21 protein-coding genes and 1 pseudogene are annotated in these 25,095 nt (G+C 57.9%); 11 read left to right on the forward strand and 11 right to left on the reverse strand.

Annotated elements, in window-relative coordinates; translation table 11 throughout:
• Both HMPREF3096_RS31380 and tssB read right to left on the reverse strand, forming a co-directional pair.
• A partial coding sequence (locus HMPREF3096_RS31380) for a type VI secretion system contractile sheath domain-containing protein (RefSeq protein ID WP_029497583.1) occupies positions 1-543 on the reverse strand: 543 nt, incomplete at its 3' end.
• A 42-nt stretch (positions 544-585) separates the two neighbouring features.
• Positions 586-1,077, reverse strand: a complete 492-nt coding sequence (gene tssB / locus HMPREF3096_RS08235) for a type VI secretion system contractile sheath small subunit (RefSeq protein WP_004176434.1) — start codon at positions 1,075-1,077, stop codon at positions 586-588.
• A gap of 629 nt (positions 1,078-1,706) precedes the next feature.
• Here tssB and HMPREF3096_RS08240 point away from each other — a divergent pair.
• The gene (locus HMPREF3096_RS08240; RefSeq protein WP_077264163.1) at positions 1,707-2,273 is read left to right on the forward strand and encodes a DJ-1/PfpI family protein; all 567 of its coding nucleotides are present in this window, start codon (positions 1,707-1,709) and stop codon (positions 2,271-2,273) included.
• Between the two features lie 155 nt (positions 2,274-2,428).
• On the opposite strand, the gene HMPREF3096_RS08245 is transcribed toward HMPREF3096_RS08240, so the two are convergent.
• Positions 2,429-3,190, reverse strand: a complete 762-nt coding sequence (locus HMPREF3096_RS08245) for an SDR family NAD(P)-dependent oxidoreductase (RefSeq protein WP_032730166.1) — start codon at positions 3,188-3,190, stop codon at positions 2,429-2,431.
• Positions 3,191-3,298: 108 nt separating this feature from the next.
• On the opposite strand from HMPREF3096_RS08245, the pseudogene HMPREF3096_RS08250 reads away from it, so the two are divergent.
• Both HMPREF3096_RS08250 and HMPREF3096_RS28950 read left to right on the forward strand, forming a co-directional pair.
• Positions 3,299-4,213: pseudogene (locus HMPREF3096_RS08250) on the forward strand (LysR family transcriptional regulator).
• Between the two features lie 302 nt (positions 4,214-4,515).
• A complete protein-coding gene (locus HMPREF3096_RS28950; protein WP_008805199.1) occupies positions 4,516-4,704 on the forward strand; it encodes a cold shock small protein YmcF in 189 nt (62 codons plus the stop codon).
• 53 nt (positions 4,705-4,757) lie between these two features.
• Here the strand turns inward: HMPREF3096_RS28950 and HMPREF3096_RS08255 are convergent, their stop codons facing one another.
• The 5 genes from HMPREF3096_RS08255 to opgC are packed head-to-tail and all read right to left on the reverse strand — an operon-like array spanning position 4,758 to position 8,899.
• Positions 4,758-5,228, reverse strand: a complete 471-nt coding sequence (locus tag HMPREF3096_RS08255; protein ID WP_032730164.1) for an ATP-binding protein — start codon at positions 5,226-5,228, stop codon at positions 4,758-4,760.
• Complete coding sequence (locus HMPREF3096_RS08260) at positions 5,221-5,559, reverse strand: STAS domain-containing protein (protein WP_012541991.1); 339 nt, start codon at positions 5,557-5,559, stop codon at positions 5,221-5,223. The genes HMPREF3096_RS08255 and HMPREF3096_RS08260 overlap by 8 nt, the downstream gene beginning before the upstream one ends.
• On the reverse strand, positions 5,549-6,763 hold the full coding sequence (locus HMPREF3096_RS08265; protein WP_023340013.1) for a PP2C family protein-serine/threonine phosphatase: 1,215 nt from the start codon (positions 6,761-6,763) through the stop codon (positions 5,549-5,551). The genes HMPREF3096_RS08260 and HMPREF3096_RS08265 overlap by 11 nt, the downstream gene beginning before the upstream one ends.
• An 8-nt stretch (positions 6,764-6,771) precedes the next feature.
• Positions 6,772-7,671 (reverse strand): hypothetical protein, encoded by a 900-nt coding sequence (locus tag HMPREF3096_RS08270; RefSeq protein WP_023297472.1) that lies wholly within the window; start codon positions 7,669-7,671, stop codon positions 6,772-6,774.
• Between the two features lie 10 nt (positions 7,672-7,681).
• Positions 7,682-8,899, reverse strand: a complete 1,218-nt coding sequence (gene opgC, locus HMPREF3096_RS08275; RefSeq protein ID WP_012541994.1) for an OpgC domain-containing protein — start codon at positions 8,897-8,899, stop codon at positions 7,682-7,684.
• 276 nt (positions 8,900-9,175) lie between these two features.
• Here opgC and HMPREF3096_RS08280 point away from each other — a divergent pair, with 276 nt between their 5' ends.
• Genes HMPREF3096_RS08280 through HMPREF3096_RS08310 form a run of 7 tightly spaced genes read left to right on the forward strand, consistent with a single transcriptional unit; the run spans position 9,176 to position 20,559 of the window.
• Positions 9,176-10,993: a glycosyltransferase gene (locus HMPREF3096_RS08280; protein ID WP_004179513.1), complete on the forward strand. Its 1,818-nt coding sequence runs from the start codon at positions 9,176-9,178 to the stop codon at positions 10,991-10,993.
• The gene (locus tag HMPREF3096_RS08285) at positions 10,990-12,321 is read left to right on the forward strand and encodes a DUF3131 domain-containing protein (protein ID WP_070544387.1); all 1,332 of its coding nucleotides are present in this window, start codon (positions 10,990-10,992) and stop codon (positions 12,319-12,321) included. The genes HMPREF3096_RS08280 and HMPREF3096_RS08285 overlap by 4 nt, the downstream gene beginning before the upstream one ends.
• Complete coding sequence (locus HMPREF3096_RS08290) at positions 12,318-13,865, forward strand: DUF3131 domain-containing protein (RefSeq protein ID WP_008805206.1); 1,548 nt, start codon at positions 12,318-12,320, stop codon at positions 13,863-13,865. The genes HMPREF3096_RS08285 and HMPREF3096_RS08290 overlap by 4 nt, the downstream gene beginning before the upstream one ends.
• Positions 13,850-15,244, forward strand: a complete 1,395-nt coding sequence (locus tag HMPREF3096_RS08295; RefSeq protein WP_008805207.1) for a DUF3131 domain-containing protein — start codon at positions 13,850-13,852, stop codon at positions 15,242-15,244. The genes HMPREF3096_RS08290 and HMPREF3096_RS08295 overlap by 16 nt, the downstream gene beginning before the upstream one ends.
• Positions 15,241-15,675: a globin family protein gene (locus HMPREF3096_RS08300; RefSeq protein WP_008805208.1), complete on the forward strand. Its 435-nt coding sequence runs from the start codon at positions 15,241-15,243 to the stop codon at positions 15,673-15,675. Before HMPREF3096_RS08295 ends, HMPREF3096_RS08300 begins: the two co-directional genes overlap by 4 nt.
• Before the next feature lie 2 nt (positions 15,676-15,677).
• Entirely contained in the window at positions 15,678-18,371 is a 2,694-nt protein-coding gene (locus tag HMPREF3096_RS08305) for a hybrid sensor histidine kinase/response regulator (protein ID WP_032730162.1), read from the forward strand.
• Complete coding sequence (locus HMPREF3096_RS08310; RefSeq protein WP_008805210.1) at positions 18,361-20,559, forward strand: glycoside hydrolase family 2 protein; 2,199 nt, start codon at positions 18,361-18,363, stop codon at positions 20,557-20,559. The genes HMPREF3096_RS08305 and HMPREF3096_RS08310 overlap by 11 nt, the downstream gene beginning before the upstream one ends.
• 24 nt (positions 20,560-20,583) lie before the next feature.
• Here HMPREF3096_RS08310 and HMPREF3096_RS08315 read toward each other — a convergent pair whose 3' ends face one another.
• The 3 genes from HMPREF3096_RS08315 to HMPREF3096_RS08325 form a co-directional block, all read right to left on the reverse strand.
• Positions 20,584-21,453 carry an aldo/keto reductase gene (locus HMPREF3096_RS08315; protein WP_032730161.1) on the reverse strand — a complete coding sequence of 290 codons (870 nt, stop codon included), beginning with the start codon at positions 21,451-21,453 and terminating at the stop codon, positions 20,584-20,586.
• A gap of 78 nt (positions 21,454-21,531) precedes the next feature.
• Positions 21,532-22,734, reverse strand: a complete 1,203-nt coding sequence (locus tag HMPREF3096_RS08320; protein WP_032730160.1) for an MFS transporter — start codon at positions 22,732-22,734, stop codon at positions 21,532-21,534.
• 65 nt (positions 22,735-22,799) lie between these two features.
• Complete coding sequence (locus HMPREF3096_RS08325; RefSeq protein WP_032730159.1) at positions 22,800-23,936, reverse strand: alpha/beta hydrolase; 1,137 nt, start codon at positions 23,934-23,936, stop codon at positions 22,800-22,802.
• Between the two features lie 172 nt (positions 23,937-24,108).
• Here HMPREF3096_RS08325 and HMPREF3096_RS08330 point away from each other — a divergent pair, with 172 nt between their 5' ends.
• On the forward strand, positions 24,109-24,993 hold the full coding sequence (locus tag HMPREF3096_RS08330) for a LysR family transcriptional regulator (RefSeq protein ID WP_008805214.1): 885 nt from the start codon (positions 24,109-24,111) through the stop codon (positions 24,991-24,993).
• Positions 24,994-25,095 lie beyond the last annotated feature (102 nt).

Raw genomic sequence — 25,095 nt, forward strand, 5'->3', positions numbered from 1 at the left:
CGAGCCGATCGGCTCGCCGCCGGGAGTGTCATACTCCGCGGTATAGGTGTGCCAGTAGAGGCCGCTCTGGATAAGCTCCGGCGCGTCCTCAAAGTCCTGGCGCAGATCGTCTTTGGCGACGTCGAGGATCTCCGTTTTGACGTTCTGCCGATAGTCGGTGTTGTCCACCAGCTGTTTGAGGCCGCGCCACAGGGATTCGACCTGCTGAAATTCCTGATGGTGCATCACCGCGTCCAGCTGACGGCTTATCTGGAAATCCAGCTCGGCGATATGGTGGTCGATCAGCGTTTTGTCGAGCTTTTCCACCCGCTGGCCGGACTGACGGATGCGTTCCATAAACACCTGCATCGCCGCGGTGAGACGTTCCGCCGCCGGCGCCTCGGAGAGCGCGGCATCGTCCAGAAAGTCGTTGATATCCCCGAGGCGAGACGCCGGGGTGAGATTAATTTTTTCAAACAGCGAGGCGTAAACGCCCTCGCCCGCGCTGTTTTCCTGCAGCGTGGTTTGCCCCTGAACAGGGGCGTTTTCTGTGGTAACAGACATTAGCATTTTCCCGGTTAATCCATTAACAGACTTGCCCCGCACTTATTTCGGGGCAAGCGCACTCATTTCGTCGCGTAATTCCTGGGACAGCGCCGGATCTTTCAGGATTGCCTCAAGCTCTTTTCTGAAAGTGGCGTTATCGAGCAGATTGGATTTGAGATCGCGTAATAAATTACGCATCGCCAGCATGGCACGGAGTTGCGGAATTTGCCGGGCAACCTGCTCCGGTTCAAAATCTTTGATGTCGGTAAAACGCAGTCTGACGTTCTCCTCTTCGCCATTGCCGGCCAGCGTATTCGGCACCGAGAGGTTAACTTCCGGGCTAAATTCCGAAAGTACGCTGTTAAAATTATTTTTATTGACGTTGATTTTTTCTCTTTCCGATAAAGGCCGGTTTTCCTTACCATGACTAAAATCGCCAATGGTAAGCAGCTTCAGCGGCAGTTCGACCTTCTTCTGCGCGCCGCCGGTATGAAGAGATAATTTGAGATTAATGCGCGCCCTGGGGACTTCATTCTGGAACGTATCAGCCATAGCAGTTCCTTTCCTTAAGGAATAATTATTGAAGAGTTGACGATAAAAACCGGATGATAATAGAGCAAAAACAGATTATCGATCAACTTAACAAGAATATTTCTTTAATGCATTCACAAGGCAAACAAAATTATTTTATTAGTAACGACAATGAATGATTTACAGCCAAATATAAAGTTCAGAGCCAACACCTTCAATTAACATTGAACACATGAATGTTCACATCACATATCATCAAGGCGATAAAAAAATAGATTAAATGAATATGATAGCGACAATTCCCGTGAATAATATTGTCATGAGATAATTGATATCATCGTTAGCAGATCAGGCACGCATTTAAGCCACTTCTCCTGTTTTCGTCCACGCTGAACCGTCAACAGCCCTGGCACACAGGCCTGCGGAACCCGCGATATTTTCCACCACAGACAGCCGTCAGTAGTTGAAAAAGGCTATTTTCCCGGGTGACTGACCACACGGCGATGTCGGCAAAAGTTGTCGCTACCAGAAAAAACATGACCCCGATAGCAAGATGCACACGCTACCGTCTTCGGCATCCTGAGGGGGTCGCATTCTGCGGATCGCCAGGCTATATCTAAGACACCTTTCTTCCACAACGAGTAAAAATGATGAGCAAGAAGATCCTGATGCTGGTCGGCGATTATGCCGAAGATTACGAAACGATGGTCCCTTTTCAGGCACTGCAGATGATTGGCCACCAGGTCGATGCCGTCTGCCCGGATAAAGCCGCTGGCGACTATGTCATGACCGCGATCCATGACTTTGACGGCGCCCAGACTTATAGCGAAAAGCCGGGGCACCGCTTCACCCTGAACGCCAATTTTGCCGCGGTGAAGGCCGAGGACTATGACGCGCTAGTGATCCCCGGTGGCCGGGCGCCGGAGTATCTGCGCCTGAATGAGGAGGTTATTAAACTGGTACAGGCGTTCGACGCCGCGCGTAAACCTATCGCCGCCGTCTGCCACGGCCCACAGCTGCTGGCCGCCGCCGGTATTCTGCATGGCCGCACCTGCAGCGCCTATCCCGCCTGCGCTCCGGAAGTGCGCCTGAGCGGCGGGCACTATGCGGATATTGGTATCGACGAGGCGCATGTTGACGGCAATCTGGTCACCGCCCCCGCCTGGCCGGCTCACCCGCAGTGGCTGGCGAAATTCGCCGCCCTGCTGGCGGAATAACGGCCTGTAGAGAAAGCGTTTTCTCTGGCGAAGGGAATTGGCCATCGCCGCGCTGGTGCTTTCCTTCCCACCGGCACGGCGCTGTTTGATCAGCCGTTCCCGCAGCAGCTTACTGACTCAACTCAGCAAAACGTTGGCCGGATAGTCCCCTCGCTTCAGATCCGCATTCCCCCGGAAACCTCAATGCGCTGGGCATTCACCCAGCGATGATCATCGGATAACAGCGAGGCGATCATCGGCCCGATATCCTCTGGCACCCCCGGTCGCCCCAGCGCCGTCATGTTCGCCACCGCCTGAGCGACCTGCGGGTTATCCCGCACCACCCCGCCGCTGAAATCGGTGGCGATGGCGCCGGGCGCCACGCAGTTCACCGTAATTGCGCGACTGCCCAGCTCAAACGCCATATAGCGGGTCAGGGTTTCCACCGCGGACTTCATGATCGCATAGGGCGCCCGGTTCGCCATCACGATACGGGTTAGCCCGGACGAGACATTCACTATCCGTCCGCCATCGGCCAGCAGCGGCAATAGTTTTTGGCTGAGGAAAAAAACGCCCTTCACGTGGATACGATACAGCGCATCGAATTCCGCTTCCGTGGCGTTAAGAAAACCCATGCCGCTGGCATTGCCGGCGTTATTCACCAGGTAATGAAACCGATCGGCCCCCAGCTCCGCCAGCGCCTCCTGAAAGGCGCTGACAAATCCGTCAAAGGTATCGGTTTCGCCGGCGCTGAAGGGCAACGCAATCGCCCGGGCGCCCAGTGCTTCAACACGTTTAACCACCTCATTCGCCTCGGCAAAATGCGCGTTATAGGTCAATACCACATTCACGCCGCGCTGAGCCAGCGCTTCAACGGTCGCGCGCCCCAGGCCGCGACTGCCGCCTGTCACCAGGGCAATTTTTGCGCTATTGTTCATGTTTCCCCCTTTTTACTCTGCTGAAAACATGAGCGATTATAGGCTTCTGTATGCCGACGATAAGACCGCGTTGCGCGACAGGATTGTTTTGCCAGCTGGAACAATGCCATGGATAAACTGGATACCCTGACCCTGTTCGTGCGCATCGTCGAACGGGGCTCGTTCAGCGCCGCCGCCGCGGATCTGGGTTTTTCCCGGCCGGTGGCGACCGCGGCCATTAAGGCGCTGGAGGCCAGTCTCGGGGCGCGGCTGCTGCAGCGCACCACCCGGCACGTACGACCGACGGCGGAGGGCTCGCTGTATTATCAGCGCTGCGTGGCTATTCTGGCGGCCCTTGAGGAGGCCAACCGCAGCGCCGGGGGGAGCATTGCCGGTATTATCCGCGTGGACGTGGCGGGCAATCTGGCGCGAACCCTGCTGCTGCCCGCGCTGCCACAGTTTCTCGCCCGCTATCCTGCCATTACGCTGTAGATCGGTGAAAGCGAGCGCGACGTCGATCTGGTTCGCGAAGGGGTCGACTGCGTCATTCGCGGCGGCCATCTCCCCGACAGCGAGATGATTTGCCGGCCGCTCGCCAGGCTGCAGGAAATCACCTGCGCCAGTCCGGCCTACCTCGCCCGGTACGGTACCCCGCATACGATTGAAGGACTGACGGGCCACATGATGATCGGGTTTGTTTCATCGCGCACGCAACGTACCTTGCCGCTGAGCTTTACCCAGGATGGCCGCCAGAGCGAGGTCAGTTTGCCCTGTCGGCTGCTGACCTCCGATGCCGACGTCGGCGCCGAAGCGGCAAGGCTTGGCTTTGGCCTGTATCAGGCCCCCTTGCCCCGCCTTGAGGCCGATCTGGCGTCGGGCGCGTTAACGGAAGTGCTGGCCGATTTTCGCCCTGCGCCGCTCCCGCTCTCCCTGCTCTATCCCAGTAATCGGCAGCTCTCTGCCCGGGTACAGGTATTTATCGACTGGGTGACGGCGCTGATAAAGCCTCCCCTGGCACAGCAGGCATCCGGAAGGCTAAAATAATATTTGCTATTATTTGCGGCTCGTGCGTTAATCGTTAAGTCGATTTACCAGACAAAAAGTTATTATCTAAGTACGCGTTCTCATCTCCAGGCGTTATCCCTGATACCACCTTCCTTTGAGCAGTCCCGTTAGTATTTTGCTTTTTCTGTAAACAGGCTCTGTCAGATCCCTGTTGGCTCGTTAATAAAGCCCTCCGACTGACGCCATACCCGGCTTACCACTAACAAAAATCAGCCGCGTTAATTTTCCTGAAAACGACCTTTGTCTTTTCAACAGAACATTACCCATACAAGGTTTACATTATGATTGAACATATCCATTTTAGATGCCCATGCTGCCATGGCTCCCAGTACAGAACGTCCCAGTTTGATGTGACGGAAAAAAATCCCTTTGGTGCGAAATGCATTTTCTGCAAATCGGCGATGATGACATTTGATGCTATCCGCCCTCGTCATCTGGGCGCGCAGTCTACTGCGCAGGCACAACAATAAGTATGCGCGGGTAAAGCATGCCTGTTATCCGCCAGGCGGATGACGTCTTTTTCTCAACCGCCGTTTTTGTCGGTTGAATAATTAACAGCGGGATCAGGCAACGCTTTTATCAGGGTGGTAATATTTTTCCCTGCATTCATTTCAACGTCAAAAAAGTCCACCGCACGCAGAATAAGCCGCAAGCCTCTACCGCTTTCCGCTAACGGATCGACATCGAAATGCTCATTACCACGCGCCAGCGCCAGGCGCTCGGCGGGAAAGGTTTCCCCCGCGTCGGTAAAGCGCAGCGTCACCCGTCGGTCCGCGACCCTAAACTCCACACCAAAACGACTTTCCCGATCCTCATGCAGCGCATAGCGAATAATATTCGTTGCCGTTTCACAAGCGGCGAGATCGAGCGCGAAACGCCACTCCTCCCCGACAGGCAGCGAAGCCATTTGCTGGGCAAGCCACTCCGCCAGCGGTGAAAGCGAGGTGAGTTCGGCAGGAAACATCATGTTGCTATTCACGGGCACGTCACTCATTTAACTGCGCAAGTGCCGAGGTGCGATCCTCGCAAATGCGGAAAATACGATCCATACGGGTCAGCGTGAACATATTGCGGATGCCAGGATTCAGCGCGCACAGCGTCATCTCCCCTTTCCCGTTCATCATCTTCATCAGAGAAACCAGGGTTCCCAGACCGCTACTGTCGATAAAATCAATTTCGCTGAAATCAACAATCAGATCGCCGGGCGCTTCGCCTATCTCCTGGGCGATTGCCGATTTAAAGGCTACTGCGACGGAAGCATCCAGCCGACGCACCGCCGGCGTCAGGATCGTCACCGAGGCCTGCCGTTCGGTTTCAATTTTCATCACTGTCCCCTGTACGTTCAATAATCAAGAGTGAAACATCATCGGCCATCGCCTGGGTCTCCTGCGCGTCGCCATTGCGCCAGTGGATCAAGTGCCGGGCAAACCGCGGCAGCAGCGCGGGCAGCGGCTGCGTCACACTGTCCTGCAGCCACGCTTGTAAACGCGCTTCGCCAAACTGTTCACCGCTCCGGTTTTCACATTCGGTGATACCGTCGCTGAACAGGCAAAGCCGCTCTCCTGGCGCCAGCGAGAAACTGACATCTGCCCATGAGAGATGGTTTATCAACCCCACCGGCGCCCCACCGCTACCGGCCGAGCGCACACTTCCATCAACGGTGACGATAAACGGCGTGGGATGCCCGGCCTGACACAGTTTCCCCTCACCGGTTGTGAGGTCGATGACGCCATAGATCAGGGTGAAATAGCTGACAATCTCTGCCTCGTCGCTACAAAAACGACCATTCAGGATCTGCACTACCTCGGCAGGTGATGCCGGCTGGTTATCAGCAGAGAAAAGAAAACGCTCAACCGCCCTGCCATGTAGAAACTGGCGGGCGACGGCAAGCGACATCATCGCCGCCCCCACGCCGTGCCCGGAGACATCCACGCAGTAAAATCCGAGATGCTCCCCCAGCGGGAAAACATTAAAAATATCCCCCGATACCCAGGCCGACGGCAGGAAAATCCAGTCGGAGAAAAAACCCTGATAGCACAGCTGATGAGCCGGGAGAACCGACTGCTGAATGCGCGCCGCCAGCTCCAGATCCTGTTCAATCTGCCGCAGCGCTTCACTTAGCCGCGTATTGCGCGCGGCGAGGTCGGCTTCAAGGGAGAGGATCCGCGCCCCGGCGTGCAGTCGCGCCCGCAGTTCACTCTGCTCCACCGGCTTACTGAGAAAATCATCGGCCCCTGCCGCAAACCCTTGCGTTAAATCGCCCGGATTTTCGCGAGCGGTGAGCAATATCAGATAAACGTAGTGACCAAACTGGCGACGGCGAACTTCCCGGCACAGCGTCAGGCCATTCATCTCCGGCATTTCCCAGTCGCTAATCACCAGGCTGACGGGCTGGTTTTCGAGGATCGCCAGCGCGGCGACGCCGTTTTCCGCCTCACTGACGATATAGCCCCACTGCGTCAACATTCGGCTCAAGAGCCGACGATAAACCAGCGAATCTTCAACAATCAGGACGTGCTGTGCCGACATCGCGCCTCCTAAATCGGCAAGAACCAGATAAGGCTGATCGTGCCTTCACGAAACTTGCCGCTGCCGCTGTCGTGCCCCGGATAGCGGGTACCGGCATAGTTGGCATACTGCACAGAGAACGATCCTGGCGTATAGCCCGCGTAACCGAAGCTGTAGCTGTAGTCGCCATTCCACGGTTGCTGCTGGCTGCTGTCGGGGTACCAGAACGCCGTCGCACGGATAAAGAAATGTTGCTTAAAGGTATATCCGCACCCCCCGAGCAGTACGTTTTTGTTTTTGCGTATATCGTCACTCTCCAGATCGTAATAACGCGGCACCCAACTGTAGCCCACCTGGCACATGATGGCGTCGCCTTTGTTGATCAGCAGCGTATTCTCCATGGGCTTCGGCAGGGAAAATTTATATGCCAGAGTGATGGCTCCCTGCTCAAAATAGGTGTGACGTTTGCTGCCTGAGGTCCAGAAGTGGTTATCGCCATAGTTACTGTAAACCAGGCTGACGGTATTGGCATGCCAGTCGTCGTAGCCAAAACTATAGCGAAAATCGGCGGTATAGCGGCTGGTATCAGTCACCGGTAAACGGGATGTCACGTTGGCGAACCAGAAGCTGTAAGGCGAGTATTGCAGGCTGAGGTTCAGCGTCTGATTATATTTTTTCTTCTGTTCTGCGCTGTCTGAGCTGTTGGGGACGGTCATCCACTGCTCTTTTAAACCCGAACTAAAGCTCAGCGCTCCCGAAAACACCTTGTCATTCCCGGAAAAAAGCCGTCCCCAGCGGCTGGTAAACACGCCGGCCTGCACCGGTTCACCATTTTTATCACGCAGCGGTTGTGCGTCGTTCTTCTCTGCTCCTTCCGCACCTGCGATGGCGCACCATAGCGCGCAGGCCAGCATATACTTCTCCCGCATTTGCCCTTCCTTAGTTAGGTATCCAGCGTGCGGCGACGCGGTATTTGGCCATCAGCCACAGTACGCCCAGCGCGGCGGCATGGATCAAGGTGTTCACTATCCACGCCTGGTGCCACAGATCGAAGGTGACCAACTGGCTTACGGCGAGCACGATATAAACATGCAAAATGAAGGTGTAGAGCGAACGCTGCCCGAGCGGGATCAGGAACCAGCCAGCCAGCCAGTTCAGGGGACGCCAACACCAGGTCAATAACAGATAAATAGTGACCATCAGACTGATATCATTGAGGATCCGTACCGGCCCGAGGCCGTTTTTCGCCGCCCAGGTATGATAAAAGGCGTTAAACTCCGCCGGAGGGATCACGTGCATCAGCAGCGCGGGCGGCATAAAAGGATTGGTATGGTTCTGGGCGACAAACGCAAGGATAAGCGCGATGAACACCAGCGCCGCGACGGCGACTTTGCCGGGTGGCGTGCGGGCGAAAGAGATCAGTTCCGCTTTGTACCAGCCGCAGCACATTCCCAGCACAAAGATAAATTGCCAGGCCAGCAGGGGAAAGGCGAATTCAAATTCGCAGGGCGTCACCCGTACCGGCCAGCGTTGCCAGCAGCCGTAGATCAGCAGCGAGACGCCCAGTAAGGGGTAGACGTGACCCTTTTGCAGCATTCCCAGAAACAACGGGCTGAGTAACAACAGAAAAATATAGAGACCGAGGATCTGCGTTTGGTGTGGGCCAATCTGCAGATAGAGGATAATGTTAAACCACGTCTCTTTTATTTGCGGGGTGAGTGGATAGAGCGACCAGCTGGTCCCGGAAAAACGATCGGTAAAGTGAGTGACTTCAAAGGCATTAATAAACGGAAAATATCTCAGCAAAAGAAAAGAGACAATAATAATAATATTAACCTGATATATTTTCCATGCGCGCAGATAAAGTCCCCAGCCCACCGTCAGTAATACAGCTTTTTGTAATCTGACACGATTTAGCATCCCTAACATAAAGCCCGACAGGATCACAAAACCCTCGGCGCCAGTGGTCAAACCAAAACGCTCCCAGCTGAAAATATTAAATATCGACATCACTTCCGTATGCGCCACCACCATCATAACGAGAGCAATGCCGCGCATAAAGTCGATACGCAGGTCGCGTTCACCCGCCAGAGAATAACGCCAGGCTATTGATTTATCAGTTTCTTTTTGCGAAATCGCTGAGGCAACCTGGCTCATGGAGGATCCTGTCGTCTACCCTGCAACATTTATTACAAATTATTTAGATAGTGTAGAATGCGCTATCTTGCAATGCCCTTTTTATAAATTCCCCCTGCATGCATCACACTATGTTAAGCTATCCAGGCACTTCTCAATTCACGCTGTTGAAATTTTTACGCCGCCATCTACACTCATTTTACTGTTATTTACCTGCCATAATGCGTCCTGCTGAATGCACCAGGTCGATAACAGACCTGTCACTCAAACTCAGCGCGGAATCAGGATATCCTTGCTATGGATTTTTATTTTTCCCGTTTTGAACATCGTCGACCGCCTGAGCCGCTCAGCACTCCGAGCTGGGTAAGAATGATCTGGCAGGTATTCGCTGTGGCCGCCCTGGTTCTTGGTGCCAATTATATTTACTGGCGCTGGACCGCGTCCTTAAACACTGACGCACTGTGGTATGCAATCCCTCTGGTGCTGGCGGAAACCCTGGCGTGGATTGGCACAGTTCTGTTCACCATTAATTTATGGCAGGAAAAAGATCCTCCGCCAGGCGTCCCCCCGACGGAGATCAACGACTGTCTGCGAGCGGATGAAGCGGTGGAGTCGAGGCCGATTAAAGTCGATCTGTTTATCGCCACCTATTCCGAAGACGTGGAACTGGTCAGGCTGTCGATCCGTGACGCCATGCAGATGACCTATCCCGGTCCGCTCGACTATAAGGTGCATGTCCTTGACGACGGGCGTCGCCCGGAAATGAAGGCGGTCTGCGAGCAGGAGGGGGCGAACTACATCACCCGTCAGAGTAATATCGGCTATAAAGCCGGTAACCTGCGCAACGGGCTGGAACATACCGATGGCGACTTTCTGATCATCTGTGATGCCGATACCCGCGTTTTCCCAACCCTGCTGAGCCACACGCTCGGCTACTTTCGCGATCCGGACGTCGCCTGGGTGCAGACCCCGCAGTGGTTTTTCGATCTCCCTGAGGGGGAGGATCTGGCATGCTGGCTGCGGCGTAAAGCTGGCGGCGCAGGCTACGGGGTGGGCTGGCTGGCGCAGAAAATCGTCGGTCCGGTGACCATCGGTCGCGATCCGTTTTTCAACGATCCGCGCATGTTTTACGACGTGATTTTACGGCGCCGTAACTGGGCTAACGCCGCGTTCTGCTGTGGTGCCGCCTCCGTTCACCGACGGGAAGCGGTGATGCAGGCGGCACTGCGCAGCTACGTCTGGAGCGTTGACGCTGAGATCGACCGTCATACGCGGGATATTCGCGACCCGGTAACGCGGGAAGCGCTGCAGGACGCCATGCGCCCCCACGTGGCCTTTGATACTGAACTGACGCCCTATAAGTTCCACGTCTCAGAAGATATTTATACCTCCATCCTGCTGCACGGCGACGCTGCTCGCCGCTGGCGCTCAGTAATGCACCCGCGGATCGAGTCCAAAATGCTCTCTCCGCAGGATATGCTGACGTGGATGATCCAGCGCTTTAAGTATGCCGCCGGATCGCTGGATATCCTGTTCCATGACAACATCTTCAGCCGACGCCGCTTTAAACTCTCGCTGCCGCAAACGCTGATGTACGCGACCACCTTCTGGTCCTATCTGGCCTGCGTGTGGAACACCGTGTTCCTGATCTCGCCTGTTATCTATCTCTTCACCGGCATTCCCCCAGTGTCGGCGTGGTCTACCCCTTTCTATCTGCACTTTTTACCCTTTTTTATTGTCTCCGAACTGGCCTTTATGTTCGGCACCTGGGGCATTTCTGCCTGGGACGGCCGGGCCTCTTACCTCTCCTTTTTCTCGATGAATCTGCGGGCGCTGGACACCGTTTTGCGCGGGGAGCAGATCAAATTTCACGTTACGCCGAAAGAGCGACAGACGGGCCGTTTTCTCTATCTCGTCAAGCCGCAAATTGCCATCGTTTTGCTCACCCTGACAGGGCTGATATGGGGCGGCATTCAGGTGGCGCGCGGTGAGGTTGACGACCCCTCCGGGTACGTCATCAACATTTTCTGGGGCGCGGTGAATATTGCCGCCATGCTGCCGTTGATTTTCGCCGCCATGTGGACGCCCCCCGAAGAGCAGGAGGCGAGCCGATGAGGATCCGCGACGCCCTGCTCTCCGCCCGCAGCTATCTCACCATCCTCATTGGCTTCCTGCTGGGTTTTGCGATTGTCGTATGGGTGGAAAAACAAATGCCTGCGCGCGTCGAGAGCAGCGGTGGGATGACGTTGAGCCAGGATTTTCCGCCGCTCCCTGCCCCGCGCGAGCTGACCTTTGACGAGGCGATCTGGGCGCGAGTGGCCTGGCAGTATTATGTGAATAATACTCAGCCAAACGGTCTGGCCAATGCGCACGATGACGAACCCTGGCTTAGCCTGTGGAGCGTCGGCAGCTATCTTTTCGCCGTGGTCGCCGCAGAGCAGCTGCATATTGTGACCGCCGCCGAAGGCGATGAGCGCATTGCGGCCGCCCTGTTTACGCTCGGTCAACTGCCCCTCAACGCCCAGGGATTGCCCGCCGCTCAGTACCATGCCGACACGCTGCAGATCCTCGGCAACCCGGACTCCTCCGCCATCGGTATGGGACGCCTGCTCACCGCCCTGCAAACGCTGCTCTGGCGCTATCCTCAGCACGCCGCCGCGGTGCGGGATCTGTTTAATCAGTGGCGGGTCGGCGCGCTCATCAGCAACAGCACCGCCAGCCAGGCCGCGGCGCCGCTGCACCACTGGGCGCTGGCGGCGGATGAACCGCGGGACAGCTTTGGCTACCGGCTGTATGCCAGCCATACGCTGCGGCTGATCGACAGCGCCGCGGGGCTGGCGGTGACCAACCCGCCGCAGGGGCAGCAGATGATCGACATCGACGGCATCATGGTGCCCGACGAGGGGCTGCGCACGCCGTGGGGGCGGCAACCTTCGCTGATCAGCCTGCCGTACCTGCTCACCGGGCTTGAGCTGGGCTTTGACGCGCAGAGTGCGGAGATCGCTTGGCGCATCATGCAAATCCAGCAGCGCCGTCATAGCCTGAGGGTCAGCAAGCCGCCGATCAGCACCGACTACGCCGAGCCCGCGCCGGATTATGCCAGCGCGCTGGCGGACCGGCAGCCGCAGAGCGCCTTCGCCCCGCACAGTGCCACCCCGGAGCAAGCGGCGATCACCTCTACCCGCACCGCCTTTGCCTGGTACGCCCTGTTCCGCAATAGCTGGAGCGAAGCGCTGCGCCAGCAGGTCCAGACGCTGCAGGTCCCGGGCAAGGGCTGGCAGCGTGGGTTAAATCTCAACCGCAGCGTCAACGACGTTGTTGACGGCGATACCAACGCGATCGTGCTGGAAAGCCTGGCCTACATTTCCCGGGGGCAGATGCTGTGTCTGGCCTGCCTGAGCCCTGCCCCTCTACCCTCGTCCTCAGCAGGAGCAACGCCATGAAGCTGACCTATTTTTCCCGTTTTCCCCTGCTGGCCGGACTCATGGCGCTGTGGCTCTCACTCTCCGGCGCGCAGGCCGCGACCGGTCTGCCGGCTGCGGAATACGCCCCGCGTAGCGGGGAGCTGACGCCGAGGGAGATGACTATCGCCAGAAATGCCTGGCAATATTTCGTCGCCAACTTTCAGCCCACCACCGGGCTGGTCAATGCGGTAAACAAATACCCCTCGACCACCATGTGGGACAGCGCCTCCTATCTGGCCGCCATGACCGCGGCCCGTGAGCTGGGAATTATTGACAAGGCGGAGTTCGACCGTCGGATGCTGAAGTTTCTCGCCACGCTGAATAAGCTCGATTTATTCCGTAACGAATTACCTAACAAAGCCTATAACACCGTGAGCGGACAAAAGGTGAACTACCAGAATAAACCGGGTGAAATCGGCTATTCGGCGCTGGATATCGGCAGAATGCTGGTCTGGCTGAAGGTGATCAAGGAGCGCTATCCGGAATACAGCAACAGCATCGATAACGTGGTGCTGGGGTGGGATTTCAGCCATGTGGTCGACCCCTGCGGCACGCTGTATGGGGCTTATCTGGAAAACGGCCAGCCCAAATACGTTCAGGAAGGACGCCTCGGCTACGAGGAGTACGGCGCGGCGGGCTTTCAACTGTGGGGATTTAATACCTGTCAGGCCAGCCGGCCCCAGCCTTATGAGCTGGCGGAAATTTACTGCGTGATGGTCCCCTATGATTCTCGCGACCCGCGGCAAACCAGCCAGCATAACTATGTGGTCAGTGAATCTTACGTGCTGTATGGCATGGAGTTTGGCTTTGATAATCCTGCTGACCGGAACGATAGCCCGCGCGAGTACTCCCATCCATGGATGAAAAACTTTGCTGACCGGGTCTACCAGGCCCAGGAGAATCGCTACGCCATCACCGGGATCCTCACCGCTCGCTCCGAGCATCAGCTCGATAAATCCCCGTACTTTGTCTATGACACCGTGTTCAGCGACGGTTTTAACTGGAACACCATAACCGACAAAGGCCAGTTCGTACCGAACAGCGCCGCGGTGTCGCTCAAAGCGGCGATGGGGATGTGGGTGCTGTGGAACTCGCCCTATACCGATCGTTTGCTGGACGCCATTGAAAATGCGAACGAAGCGGGAAAAGGCTATTACGAGGGACTGTATGAAAACGGCGACGGGCCAATCAATGAGTTCACCGCCAACAATAACGGCATCATGCTGGAAGCGCTGCTGTTTAAAAAAGAAGGCAAACTGCTGCAGTTTTCCAGCGACAATCCGAAAAACCGCGATTTCGCGCCGTCGCTGTGGGACAAAAAGCTGGTGGATCTCTTTGAGCCCAATAACGGCCCGCGCAACCGCCCCTTCCTGAGCAATACCCCTGCCGTCAAGACATGGTGCGAACAGACCGGAACCACGCAGCGCACCCAACCCGCCTGCCAGGCCTGCCAGTGCGCCGCCTGCAAGGCTGACGAGCCCGTTAAACTTCCGCCGGTGACCGCGCAATGCTTAAAACCCTAGCTCGCTGGCTGACCGTCGCCATCCTCCTGCTGCTTATCGCCCTGGCGCTGTTCAGTCGCGAAGGCGCGGGGTGGCGCTGGCTGACCAAAGGCGGCTGGCACACCACCGCCCGTATCAGCAGCCTGACGCCGCAGGAGCGGACGTGGGCGCAGATCGCCTGGCGGTACGTCGAGAACAATACCCAGCCGCAAACCGGCCTGGTCAACGGCAGCGACAAACAGCCGCGCGCGACGCTGTGGCAGATGGGCGACACCCTTATCGCCCTGCTCGCCGCCAGAGAGCTGGGGTTGGTAAAGGAAGCGGAATTCGACGCCCGCCTGACGCCCCTGCTCGGCACCCTCAATCGCCTGACGCTGACCGACGGCGGTTCGCCGGGCAGGCTATACTCCACTCAGACGGCGACCCCTGTCGACTTCAGCGGCAAACCGGCGGCCAGCGGCTGGTCAGCAAAAGATATGGCCCGACTCATGCTCGCCCTGCGGCTCACCGCCGAACGCGCGCCGCAGTACGGCGAGTACATTGATAAAATTATCCTGCGCTGGAACTTCTGTCCGGTGATCGATAAAGACGGAGAGCTGTGGTCCGCCTCACTGCAGAACGGCCAGCGGACGATCCGCGAGGAGCTTCGGCTGGGAGACAGTGAATACGCCGCCAGCGCGTTTCGCCTGTGGGGATTCCCTGCCGGCAAGGCCTTCTCTCCCCCGGCGCGGAATGTGATTATGTATCAGCGTCGCCTCGCCGTTGACGACCGCGACCCGCGAACCACCTGGCAACCCGTGGTGCTCTCCACTCTGCCCGCCATGCTACCGGGACTGGAGTTCGGCTGGCAGCCGCCCGGCGTGCCGGAAGAGGTACAAAAAGCCATGCGCGAACGGGCGGAAGGGATATGGCTCAGCCAGAAAACGCGCTGGACACAGGATAAAGTGCTAACCGCCCGGGCCGATTTTTCGCTTACCCAGGCGCCCTGGCACGTGGAAGACACCGTCTGGGGGAATGGCTACGCCTGGAATACGCTCGGGGACGACGGGAAGTACTACCCCCGGCTGGCGCAGGTGACCACCAAAGCGGTCTTTGTCTTGTGGACGCTGTGGGAAACCGAGTATACCGATGCGCTGATGGCGGTCACTACCCATCTTAACGACTCGCAGCGCGGCTGGTTTGAAGGACGGGTCGAGGCCACCGGCGACGTCAACGCCACCCTCACCCTCTCCACTAACGCTATGGTGCTGGAGGCGCTGTTTTACAAACACAACGCCGGGCCGTTGTTCAAAAACGGCCTCGCGGATGACAACAGCTACTTTGCCCACCGCGCGACGGACGAATTTAACCCGCCCCGCCGCTGCCTGCCGGGCGAACGGGTCATTAGGAGCGCACCATGAAGTTTTATCGCGATCTTTTTGAAGCCAGTCTGAATCGTGTCGTACCGGAGCACGACAAACAGCGCTTCTTCCAGGCCTTCTACAGCACCTTTATCCATATGTCACCGGAAACCGAGCAGCACTTCTCCCAACGCTCCGGCGAGGAAGGCCAGCAGATGATCTTTAAAAGCTTTTTCGCCATGCTGGCGGTCAACGGCGACCTCTTCGTACCCGATTTTCTGGAACGGCTGGCACGCGAGCAGAGCGAGGAAGGCCTGCGTCTACCGCCGCGGTTTTTTGCCCTCTGGCGGGAAGCGATGCTCAAAACCGTCCGCGCCAGCGATCCACTGTGCGATGAAGAGATCCTCACTGCATGGGCAATGGCGATCGCCCCTGGTCTTGAGTATCTGCGCCGCCAGGCGGAGCTCCACTATCAAACTGTTGGCCAGTAATCATGCATGCCGCTAACCGTACCGACCTCAACCTCCTGCCCTCAGCGGTGATGATCTACGATGATCGCGAACGGCTGCAGGCCTGGAATGATAAGGTGGCGCTGTTTTATCCAACGATCGCACCCTGGCTCGCCGTCGGCGCCACTCTTGAGAGCCTGGCCGAGAAGTTTATCGATGCCGGATATAACATCGACCCAGGCCGGCAACAGACGCTGCGCGAGGCGATTATCCGCAACTGCCGCCAGACGAACCACTGCGAGGTACGCCAGTCGGGCAACCGCCGGATTTACATTCAGCATCAGCGGCTGGCGGATGGCGGGATTGTCAGCCTGCATACCGACATCACCGAGCTTGACGAGGCCCGGCGCTCGCGTCACCAGCTTCATGACGACTTTTTATTCACCGCGGAGTCGATCCAGATCGGTATCTGGGACTGGCAGGTCTCCCACGACAACCTGCAGGTGAATGACACCCTGCTGGCGATGGTCGGCCAGTCGCGGGCCCAGTGGCGCTATCCGCTGAGTTTTATGCTCAATCTGGTCCACGAGGACGATCGCACTACCCTGCAACAGGCGATGATCGCCTCGCAAAAAGAGCATATGCCGGTTTTTGAATGTGAACTTCGTGTCCAGCACCCGACGCAGGGCTGGCGCTGGATGCTGCTCTCAGGGCAGATCGTCACCCTCAACATGCAGCAGCAGGCAGAGCGGGTGATCGGCACCTTGCAGGATATTACCCGGCGCAAAGCCGCAGAGCTGCTGGCCATTGAGGCGGCGAAGGAGGCCCGCGAGGCGAACGAAGCGAAAAGCGCCTTCCTCGCCAATATGAGCCACGAAATCCGCACCCCGATGAACGGCATTCTCGGCATGACGCAGCTCTGCCTCGATACGCCGCTGACCGCGGAGCAGCGGGAGTACCTTTCGCTGGTGATGAGCTCAGCCCAGTCGCTGCTGCACATTATTAACGACATTCTTGATTTCTCACGCATTGAGTCGGGCAAGATGCAGGTGGACGAAGAGCCGCTGGAGATCCGCCCCTTTATCCAGTCGCTGATCCGCCCGCATATGCCTGCCGCCAGCGAAAAGGGCATTGAGCTGCTGGTGGACATCTCACCTGCGGTACCGGAGGTGCTGATCGTCGATGGCCCCCGGCTGCGGCAAATCCTGACTAACCTGTTGGGTAATGCGCTGAAGTTCACACATCAGGGGGAGGTTCTGCTGGCGATTGCGCCGGCCGACGACGAAAGCCGCTGGCGCTTTCGCATACGCGATACCGGCATCGGCATCGCCCCGGAGAAGCAAAAGGCGATCTTCGAGGCCTTCAGCCAGGCCGATAGCTCTACCACCCGCCGCTACGGCGGCACCGGGCTGGGGTTAACCATTTCGGCCCGCCTGGTCAGCCTGATGGGCGGCGAGCTGATGGTGGAGAGCCAGCCCGGGGCGGGCAGCGAATTTGCCTTCACCCTGCCGCTGGAAGGCCTGCACGCCGCGGCCTCCGGTAGCGCTCCGCTGAGCCGCTTCAACAACCAGCGGGTGCTGGTGGTTGACGACAACAGCACCAACCTGCGCCTGCTCGACACCATGCTTCGCCAGATGGGGCTGATGCCAAGCTGCGTGGACAACGCCGGCGAGGCGCTACGCCGGGCCGCCGAAGGGCCGCCCTGGCCGCTGATCCTGCTCGACGCGCAGATGCCGGATATGGACGGCGTATCCCTGGCGCTGGAGCTCTCCGCCCTGCCCGAGGCCCGGCAGAGCCAGATCATTATGCTCAGCTCCATGAGCCGCCATTTTGACGCCAATATGCTTAAGCGCATCGGTATCGCCCACTATCTGCATAAACCGGTGGCGCAGCGCGAACTGCATCAGGTTATCGCCGGTATTCTCCTTCCCACGCCGGTGGTGGCGACAGCGCCAGCCCCCGTTGCGGAATCGGTCAGGGACCAGACCGGGCTGCATATCCTGCTGGCTGAGGACAACCTGGTTAATCAAAAGGTCGCCAGACGGCTGCTGGAGCAGTTGGGTCACCGCTGCGAGGTGGTGAGCAACGGCCGGGAGGCGCTGGAGCGCTGGCGCGCAGCCTGCTGGGATCTCCTGCTGATCGATCTGCAAATGCCGGAGATGGACGGTGAAACCGCCATCCGTCTGCTGCGCGAAGAGACGCCGGCGCTGGGCAGGCAACATCAGCCCGCGATGGCCATGACCGCCCATGCCATGCAGGGCGATAGAGAGCGCTGTCTGGCGATGGGCTTCGACGGTTATATCGCCAAACCAGTGAGTCTTGAGGCGCTACGGGAAGCCATCGCCCGCGTCGGCGCAGCGGAAGATAGCGATTTGGAGGAAGAGAAAGGCCTGCCGGACGAGGCCCACCTGCTAAAACAGTGCGCAGACGATCCTGAGCTGGTCGAGGAGCTGCTGGGACTCTTCGCTGAAGGGCTTGATGCTGCGATCATCGCCCTCACCCACGCCATTGATACTAATGACAGGGAGACGTGGCGCCGTACCGCCCACAAACTGCGCGGCGAGGCGGTCACCCTCGGCTTTCAACGCCTTGCCGGGGTGCTCCAGCAAATGGAGAGCCGGGCGACGTCGCCCGGCCAGACCGTGCCAGATGACCTGCGCGACGCGCTGGCCGAGGCAACCACAGGCTGCCACCGGTGGCTACATCGCAGATCGCAGGAGGTCCTCCGTGATCGTTAAACGCCTTCTGCTGCTGATGGTTTGCCTGCCGCTGGCGCATGCCGGTTCTGCGCCGGTGACCTGGTCACTGGCCGGACAATGGCGGGTGCATGACGCCAACGACAGCGCCTTCGACGGCGCGCAGGCTTCGGATGGCGACTGGCGCACGCTGCGAGTACCGGCAAACTGGTACAGCGCTGGATACGATCATCAGGGCGCCCTGTGGTATCGCCATCAGTTTACCCTGCATGGCCTGTCGCCGGATGCCATGGCTACCCTGGTGTTTGACGGCGTCGATTACTTTGCCGAGGTGGCGCTCAACGGCAAGACGCTGGCCCGACACGAGGGCTATTTTCAGCGCTTCCCGGTGGACATCAGCGGGGCCGTACGCCGCCATAATCAGCTCGCCGTGCGGGTCGACAGCCCCTATGAAGACCCGCAAAAGATCTGGCCGCTGCACAAAACGCTGATGAAAGGGATCCTGAATCAGCACGACACCCGCCCGGGCGGCGCCTGGTCGGTTCAGGGGCAGGATGCCAACTCCGGGGGGATCTGGGCGCCAGTGAAGCTCCATCTGAGCCGCGGCGTCACCATCGACGAGGTGATCCTGCGCCCGGACTGGCAACAGGGGCTGGAGCAGCCCATGCTGCGTGCCGAAATCCGCTATCGGGCTGTGACGCCCGGCCCCGTCACGCTACGCCTGACGGCTACCCCGGACAATTTTTCCGGCCCACGTTTTCACCAGGCCTTCGCGGTCACTCTGGAGAAAACCGCAGGCGTCCTGCACGTCTCGCTGCCCATGCCGTCCGCGAAGCTCTGGTGGCCCGTGGGCGCAGGCAAGCCGAACCTCTACCGGGTGCGCGCCACCCTAACGGATAACCGGGGGATGATGGATACCGCCGTCACCCGCACCGGATTACGTAAGGTGGAAGCGCTGGCGGATAATCAGGGCTGGCGCATCAACGACAGACGGCTGTTCATTAAGGGCAGCAACTATATTGGCTCCCCATGGCTAAGCACCATGACGCGGAAAAAGTACCGTCGGGATTTCAGGCTTGTCACGGCGATGAACGCCAACGCCATCCGCGTTCACGGCCACGTGGCGGGCCGCGCGCTGTATGAGGTGGCCGATGAGATGGGACTGATGATCTGGCAGGATGTCCCCCTGCAATGGGGTTACGATGACAGCGCCGCCTTCGCCGAGAACGCTGTGCGCCAGACCCGGGCGATGATGGACCAGTTCGGCAATTCACCGGCGATTATTGTCTGGGGCGGCCACAACGAGCCGCCGTGGAACTCGCCGTGGATGGAAAAACGCTTCCCCGACTGGCGTAAAACCTTAAATCAAACCTTGACGCAGCGGGTGGGCGATGCGCTGGCGGAAGATACCTCCCGCATCGTGCATCGCTTTTCCGCTGTCGAAGAGCACTACTGGGCAGGCTGGTATTTCGGCACCCTGCGCGACCTGCTCGCCCCGGCGAAAACCGGAATTATTACCGAGTTTGGCGCCCAGGCGCTGCCCCGGCTCTCCACCCTGAAGACCATTATCCCGGCTCATCTGCTGTGGCCGAAAACGACCGCCGCTGACGACCCCGGCTGGGTGCGATGGAAGTACCATAATTTTCAGCCTTTCCAGACCTTTAAATTTGCCGGTATTCCACGAGGCAACAATATTCAGGAGATGATTGAAAACACCCAGGCATATCAGGCCAGACTGGTGGCGCTGGCGGCGGAGAGCTATCGCCGCCAGCGTTATCAGCCGGTGACCGCCCTGTTCCACTTTATGTTTGTCGAGACATGGCCCTCCATCAACTGGGGGGTGGTGGATTATCTGCGCCAGCCGAAGGCCGGTTACTATGCCCTGCAGCGCGCCTATCAGCCGATCCTGCCGTCCATCGAGCCGGTGACCGCCAGCTGGCGTCAGGGAAGCCCGGCGACGGTGCGCCTGTGGGCGATTAACGATACCTGGGCAGCCTGCGAGAATTGCCGCCTGACCTGGCAGGTCAGGCAAAATGGCCAGATGCTCGCTCAGGGAGAAACCTCGCTGACCCTGCCGCCCGACGCTGGCCAAATGGTCAGGGAGTTGACCGTCACCCCCGCCGGCCCGCAGCCCGTGACGATCGTCTACCGCATTGACAACCGTCGCGGCAAACACGTGGGTGCTAACCAGCATACCGAGCCCGTCGCCGCGGCGCAGGCGGGGAGATGAAGATGGAGCCAATCGGTGCCGCGGTCAGTCGTGGATTTTCACCCCCAGACAGCCGCGAACAAATTCAGGGTTAAAGTGTTTCACCGCTTCGCCAACGTAACCTAAATCCAGGGCGCCGATTTGCGCCATTTCGCTCGCGGTGAGCGAGAAATCCCAGATGGCAAAGTTCTCTTCAATACGCTCCTGGCGGGTGGATTTAGGGATCACCGTGACGCCACGCTGCACGTTCCAGCGCAGGATGACCTGTGCAATGGTTTTTTGATGGGCATCGGCAATCCCCTGCAGCATCGCCTCTTGATACAGATTATGTCTGCCACCGCCTAACGGCGCCCACGCTTCCGGCTGAACGTGATAATGCTTCATGGTTTCCAGCGCCGCAGGCTGCGCGAAATAAGGATGCAGTTCAACCTGGTTCACCATCGGCCTGATTCTGACAGTTTCGCAGAAGTTAGCTAACACATGGGGGTAGAAATTGGAGACGCCAATCGCTTTCAGCTTCCCGGCTTCATACGCGTCTTCCAGCGCGCGCCAGGCGCTGAAATAATCGCCCATCGCCTGATGCAACAGATAGAGATCGAAATATTCCAGCCCGGATTTTTTTAAGGACGCGGCAATCCCGGCTTTCGCCATCCCGGTGTTGGCCATGTCCTGGACCCACAGTTTGGAGGTTATAAACAGCGCCTCACGGGTACACAGACCTTCGGCGATGGCTTCGCGAACGGCCTCCCCCACCGCATCTTCATTATCGTAGACGGCAGCGGTATCGATAAGGCGGTAGCCGGTACGAATGGCGTTCAGCACTGACTGCTTACACTCTGCTTTATCGGTCACCTTAAAAACGCCAAAACCCAGCATCGGCATTTTAAGGTTGTTACTTAATACAGAATATTCCACGGTGAAGCTCCCCTCTTGTTAAAACATCATGGTAAGACAAGAACGCGGTCACGATTAGCCTGTCATTCCTGATTTGACTTATGCATTCAATTCATTAATCGCAGTGCGCTGAGATGATCTGATTTTGACAGAGAGCAGAAAAGTCCCCCCTGCCGCGCCCAGCAATAACAGACCGCTCAGTGCAAACGTGCTGTGCCATCCCAGACTATCAAACACCAGGCCGCCTGCCGTTGACCCGAGGGCAATCGATAGCTGGATCACAGCAACCATTAGACCACCGCCCGCCTCCGCATCTTCGGGCAGCGTCCGCGCAATCCATGTCCACCAGCCGGTGGGCGCCGCCGTCGCCAGCAGGCCCCACAGGCTTAACAGTACGGTGACGGCACCGGTATGGTGCCCGGCCAGCAAAAGCGCTCCGACAATCGCAGCCATAATCAAAGGGATAGCCACCAGCGTCAGATAAAACCGGGCGTGCAGAACGGTCGAAATGAGCAGCGTGCCGACAAAACCAGCGACGCCAATCGCCAGTAATATCAGGGGCAGACCAGAAGAACTGACCCGGGTCACCGTCTCCAGAAACGGTCGCACATAGGTAAATAAGGTAAACTGCCCCATAAAGAACAGCCCGCAGGCCAGCAATCCAAGGGATACCGTCGAGCGGCGGAACAGACGCAGCACGGTTCCCTGCCGCTGTGGTGCGCGCTGGCTTTTCATCGACGGCAGGCTAACGCATTGCCAGATGAAGGCTACCATCGCCAGCGGAACAAGACATAAAAAGGCACCGCGCCAGCCGACGGTGGCCCCCAGGTAGCTGCCCAGCGGCGCTGCCACAACGGTGGCCAGCGCGTTACCGCCGTTAAAGATGGCCAGTGCGCGGGGGACCTGGCGTTGCGGCACCAGCCGAATGGCCGTTGCCGCCGACATCGACCAGAAGCCGCCGATGACGATCCCGATGAGCGCTCTGCCCAGCATATAAACCGGGAAACTGGACGCCAGGGCAATCATCAATCCTGAGGCCGCCATCAACGCCGTGAGCCCCAGCAACAGCCATTTACGGTCCAGCGACCCGGTAAGACGGGAAATCGTCAGGCTGGTCAATACCGCCAGCGCGCCAGAAAGCGCGATCCCCTGGCCTGCTAATCCCTCGGTAATGTGTAAATCACCCGCGATGGGTGTCAACAGACTGACCGGCATAAACTCTGAGGCAATGAGCACAAATACGCAGAGCGTCATCGCCAGGACGCCGCTCCAGTATGCGCGGGTGTTATGTAATCCAGACATTATTTATCTCCGACAAAACAAAGCCGCCTGCAGGCGGCTTTGGGGATGTCTCCGGCACAGGAGAGCTATTGCAGGTTGGTTTTGAAAAATTGAGTGAATGTAGCAAAGGGAATTTTGCCCGCGACGTTGTCATAGAGATCGACGTGGTTTGCGCCAGGGACAATCACCAGCGCTTTCTCTTTACTGCCGATCGCCTTAAAGGCATCTTCGGCAAAATAGCGTGAATGGGCTTGTTCGCCGGTCACAATAAGCGTCGGAATAGTCACTTCGCTGGCGTAACTCAGCAGCGGCATATTCATAAACGACAGCGGCATCGTCGCATTCCAAGCCCCGGTTGAATTAACCGAACGCGCATGGAAACCTCGCGGCATACGGTAATAATCGAAGAACTCTTTCAGGACCGGATTGGGGTTGGCGGGCAAGGTTTCCGGCAAAATACGATCGGCAGCGCTGACGTTGCCTTTATCATCAACATATATGTCATGCCCACCGGGGGCGGAAGTGCCGTTTGCCGCATCCTTCCAGCGCTGCGCGTTCAAGTACTGCAGTACCGCTCGGCGGTCGGCTGTCGTGTAGCGGTCTTTGCCATCGCCTACCCCATGACCCATCGCGCGGCTCATGTCATACATGACGCTGGTCGCCACCGCTTTGACGCGGGTATCCATCGCCGCGTCGTTTAGGGCCATACCGCCCCAGCCGCAAATGCCGAGCAAACCGATACCGTTGCGATCCACCTCTTTTTGCAGGCCCAGAAAGTCCACCGCGGCACTGAAATCCTCGGTATTGATATCCGGTGAGGCCATGTTGCGTGGGTAGCCACCGCTTTCGCCCGTATAGGATGGGTCAAACGCCAGGGTGACAAACCCCTGTTCGGCCAGCGTCTGGGCATACAGGCCGCTGGACTGCTCTTTTACCGCGCCGAAGGGACCGCTCACGGCAATAGCTGCCAGTTTGCGTTCACCGCGATCCTTCGGCAGGTAGAGATCGCCAACTAAGGTTATCCCGTAGCGGTTCTGGAAGGTCACCTTACGGTGATCCACTTTCAAACTCTCAGCAAACGTTTTATCCCATTTTTCAATCAGTGAAACAGGCGCATTCGGGTTAATTGTCTCAGCATAGCTCATCGTTGTCACTCCAGTTAATGAGGCGCAAAGCAGCATGGCGGGTATCGCGGCTGTCAGTTTTTTGGTGAAAACCGTCATCAAAATTCCCCTAAATAAACGTGATCAATGCAAGTCTCCAGTAGACAATGCAGCTTTGCTTTATTGTCGTGCGCTTAGTGTAGCCAGCAGTAATGGTTCTGATTAGTAGGTAAAAAATGCTAAAATTAATACCATATTGTTCTAAATGGCATGTGGATGACGAGGCAGGAGAATGGCGAAACGGGAAAACTATAATGACCTTTATCTGTTTATGCAGGTGGTGCGGGAAGGCAGTTTTACCGCCGCAGCGCAACGACTTGGCCTGGCGCAGTCCGGGGTAAGCCGTGCGGTTCGCGAACTCGAAGAGCGGCTGGGCGTTCAGCTTCTGGTGCGCACCACCCGCCGGTTGTCGCTCACTCAGGCGGGTGAGCAGCTCTATCACAATGTCGAATCCGGTTTCGACGCCTTAGATATGGGACTCGCCACGCTGGCCCACTATCGTCAAACGCCCTCCGGTACGGTACGCATCAATGCCAGCCAGCATGCCATTGATAAAGTCCTGCTGCCGAAGCTGGCAGTATTTAAACACCGCTATCCCGATATCAGACTGGAACTGATCAGCGAAAGCCGGTTTGTCGATATTATTGCGGAGCGATTCGATGCGGGCGTGCGTCTGGGCCCGGAAGTCGGGAGTGGTATGATTGCGGTACGCATTTCGCCCGATATGGAGATGGCTGTTGTCGGTACCCCGGAACATTTTCGCCGCTACGGCTTTCCACAAACGCCCGCCGATTTAGTCGCCCACCCCTGCATCGCTTATCAGTTCGGCGACGGCAGCCTTTACGCCTGGGAACTTAATGTGGATGGCAAAAAAATCACCCACCCGCCTCAGGGACAGTGGGCTTTCGCCGATAGCTATATGGAGGCCAAAGCGGCAAGGCTCGGTCTGGGGCTGGCCTATGTCCCGGAAGAGCTGATTACCGACGATCTAGCCCAGGGCACACTTATCCGGGTGCTCCAGCGTTATAGCCAGCGTCTGGAAGGTTCATTTCTCTATTACCCGCACCGCAATGTGTCGCCCGCGCTGAGAGCGGTCATTGATACATTGCGAATGTAACTGAGGTTGCCTGCAGGCAGCAGACCACCGGTAGCGGTTGGTGGAGGGGTCTGAACTCAGAGCTTTCGCTTAATTCCGAACCATGCAAATTGTTAGGCGAGG

This window comes from Klebsiella sp. HMSC25G12, from assembly GCF_001807705.1.
GTDB lineage: Bacteria > Pseudomonadota > Gammaproteobacteria > Enterobacterales > Enterobacteriaceae > Klebsiella > Klebsiella variicola.

Excerpts from the sequence above, each read along its gene's own strand:
- tssB (WP_004176434.1), bottom strand. The coding sequence starts at position 1,077 with ATGGCTGATACGTTCCAGAATGAAGTCCCCAGGGCGCGCATTAATCTC.
- HMPREF3096_RS08240 (WP_077264163.1), top strand. The coding sequence starts at position 1,707 with ATGAGCAAGAAGATCCTGATGCTGGTCGGCGATTATGCCGAAGATTAC.
- HMPREF3096_RS08245 (WP_032730166.1), bottom strand. The coding sequence starts at position 3,190 with ATGAACAATAGCGCAAAAATTGCCCTGGTGACAGGCGGCAGTCGCGGC.
- HMPREF3096_RS28950 (WP_008805199.1), top strand. The coding sequence starts at position 4,516 with ATGATTGAACATATCCATTTTAGATGCCCATGCTGCCATGGCTCCCAG.
- HMPREF3096_RS08255 (WP_032730164.1), bottom strand. The coding sequence starts at position 5,228 with ATGAGTGACGTGCCCGTGAATAGCAACATGATGTTTCCTGCCGAACTC.
- HMPREF3096_RS08260 (WP_012541991.1), bottom strand. The coding sequence starts at position 5,559 with ATGAAAATTGAAACCGAACGGCAGGCCTCGGTGACGATCCTGACGCCG.
- HMPREF3096_RS08265 (WP_023340013.1), bottom strand. The coding sequence starts at position 6,763 with ATGTCGGCACAGCACGTCCTGATTGTTGAAGATTCGCTGGTTTATCGT.
- HMPREF3096_RS08270 (WP_023297472.1), bottom strand. The coding sequence starts at position 7,671 with ATGCGGGAGAAGTATATGCTGGCCTGCGCGCTATGGTGCGCCATCGCA.
- opgC (WP_012541994.1), bottom strand. The coding sequence starts at position 8,899 with ATGAGCCAGGTTGCCTCAGCGATTTCGCAAAAAGAAACTGATAAATCA.
- HMPREF3096_RS08280 (WP_004179513.1), top strand. The coding sequence starts at position 9,176 with ATGGATTTTTATTTTTCCCGTTTTGAACATCGTCGACCGCCTGAGCCG.
- HMPREF3096_RS08285 (WP_070544387.1), top strand. The coding sequence starts at position 10,990 with ATGAGGATCCGCGACGCCCTGCTCTCCGCCCGCAGCTATCTCACCATC.
- HMPREF3096_RS08290 (WP_008805206.1), top strand. The coding sequence starts at position 12,318 with ATGAAGCTGACCTATTTTTCCCGTTTTCCCCTGCTGGCCGGACTCATG.
- HMPREF3096_RS08295 (WP_008805207.1), top strand. The coding sequence starts at position 13,850 with ATGCTTAAAACCCTAGCTCGCTGGCTGACCGTCGCCATCCTCCTGCTG.
- HMPREF3096_RS08300 (WP_008805208.1), top strand. The coding sequence starts at position 15,241 with ATGAAGTTTTATCGCGATCTTTTTGAAGCCAGTCTGAATCGTGTCGTA.
- HMPREF3096_RS08305 (WP_032730162.1), top strand. The coding sequence starts at position 15,678 with ATGCATGCCGCTAACCGTACCGACCTCAACCTCCTGCCCTCAGCGGTG.
- HMPREF3096_RS08320 (WP_032730160.1), bottom strand. The coding sequence starts at position 22,734 with ATGTCTGGATTACATAACACCCGCGCATACTGGAGCGGCGTCCTGGCG.
- HMPREF3096_RS08325 (WP_032730159.1), bottom strand. The coding sequence starts at position 23,936 with ATGACGGTTTTCACCAAAAAACTGACAGCCGCGATACCCGCCATGCTG.
- HMPREF3096_RS08330 (WP_008805214.1), top strand. The coding sequence starts at position 24,109 with ATGGCGAAACGGGAAAACTATAATGACCTTTATCTGTTTATGCAGGTG.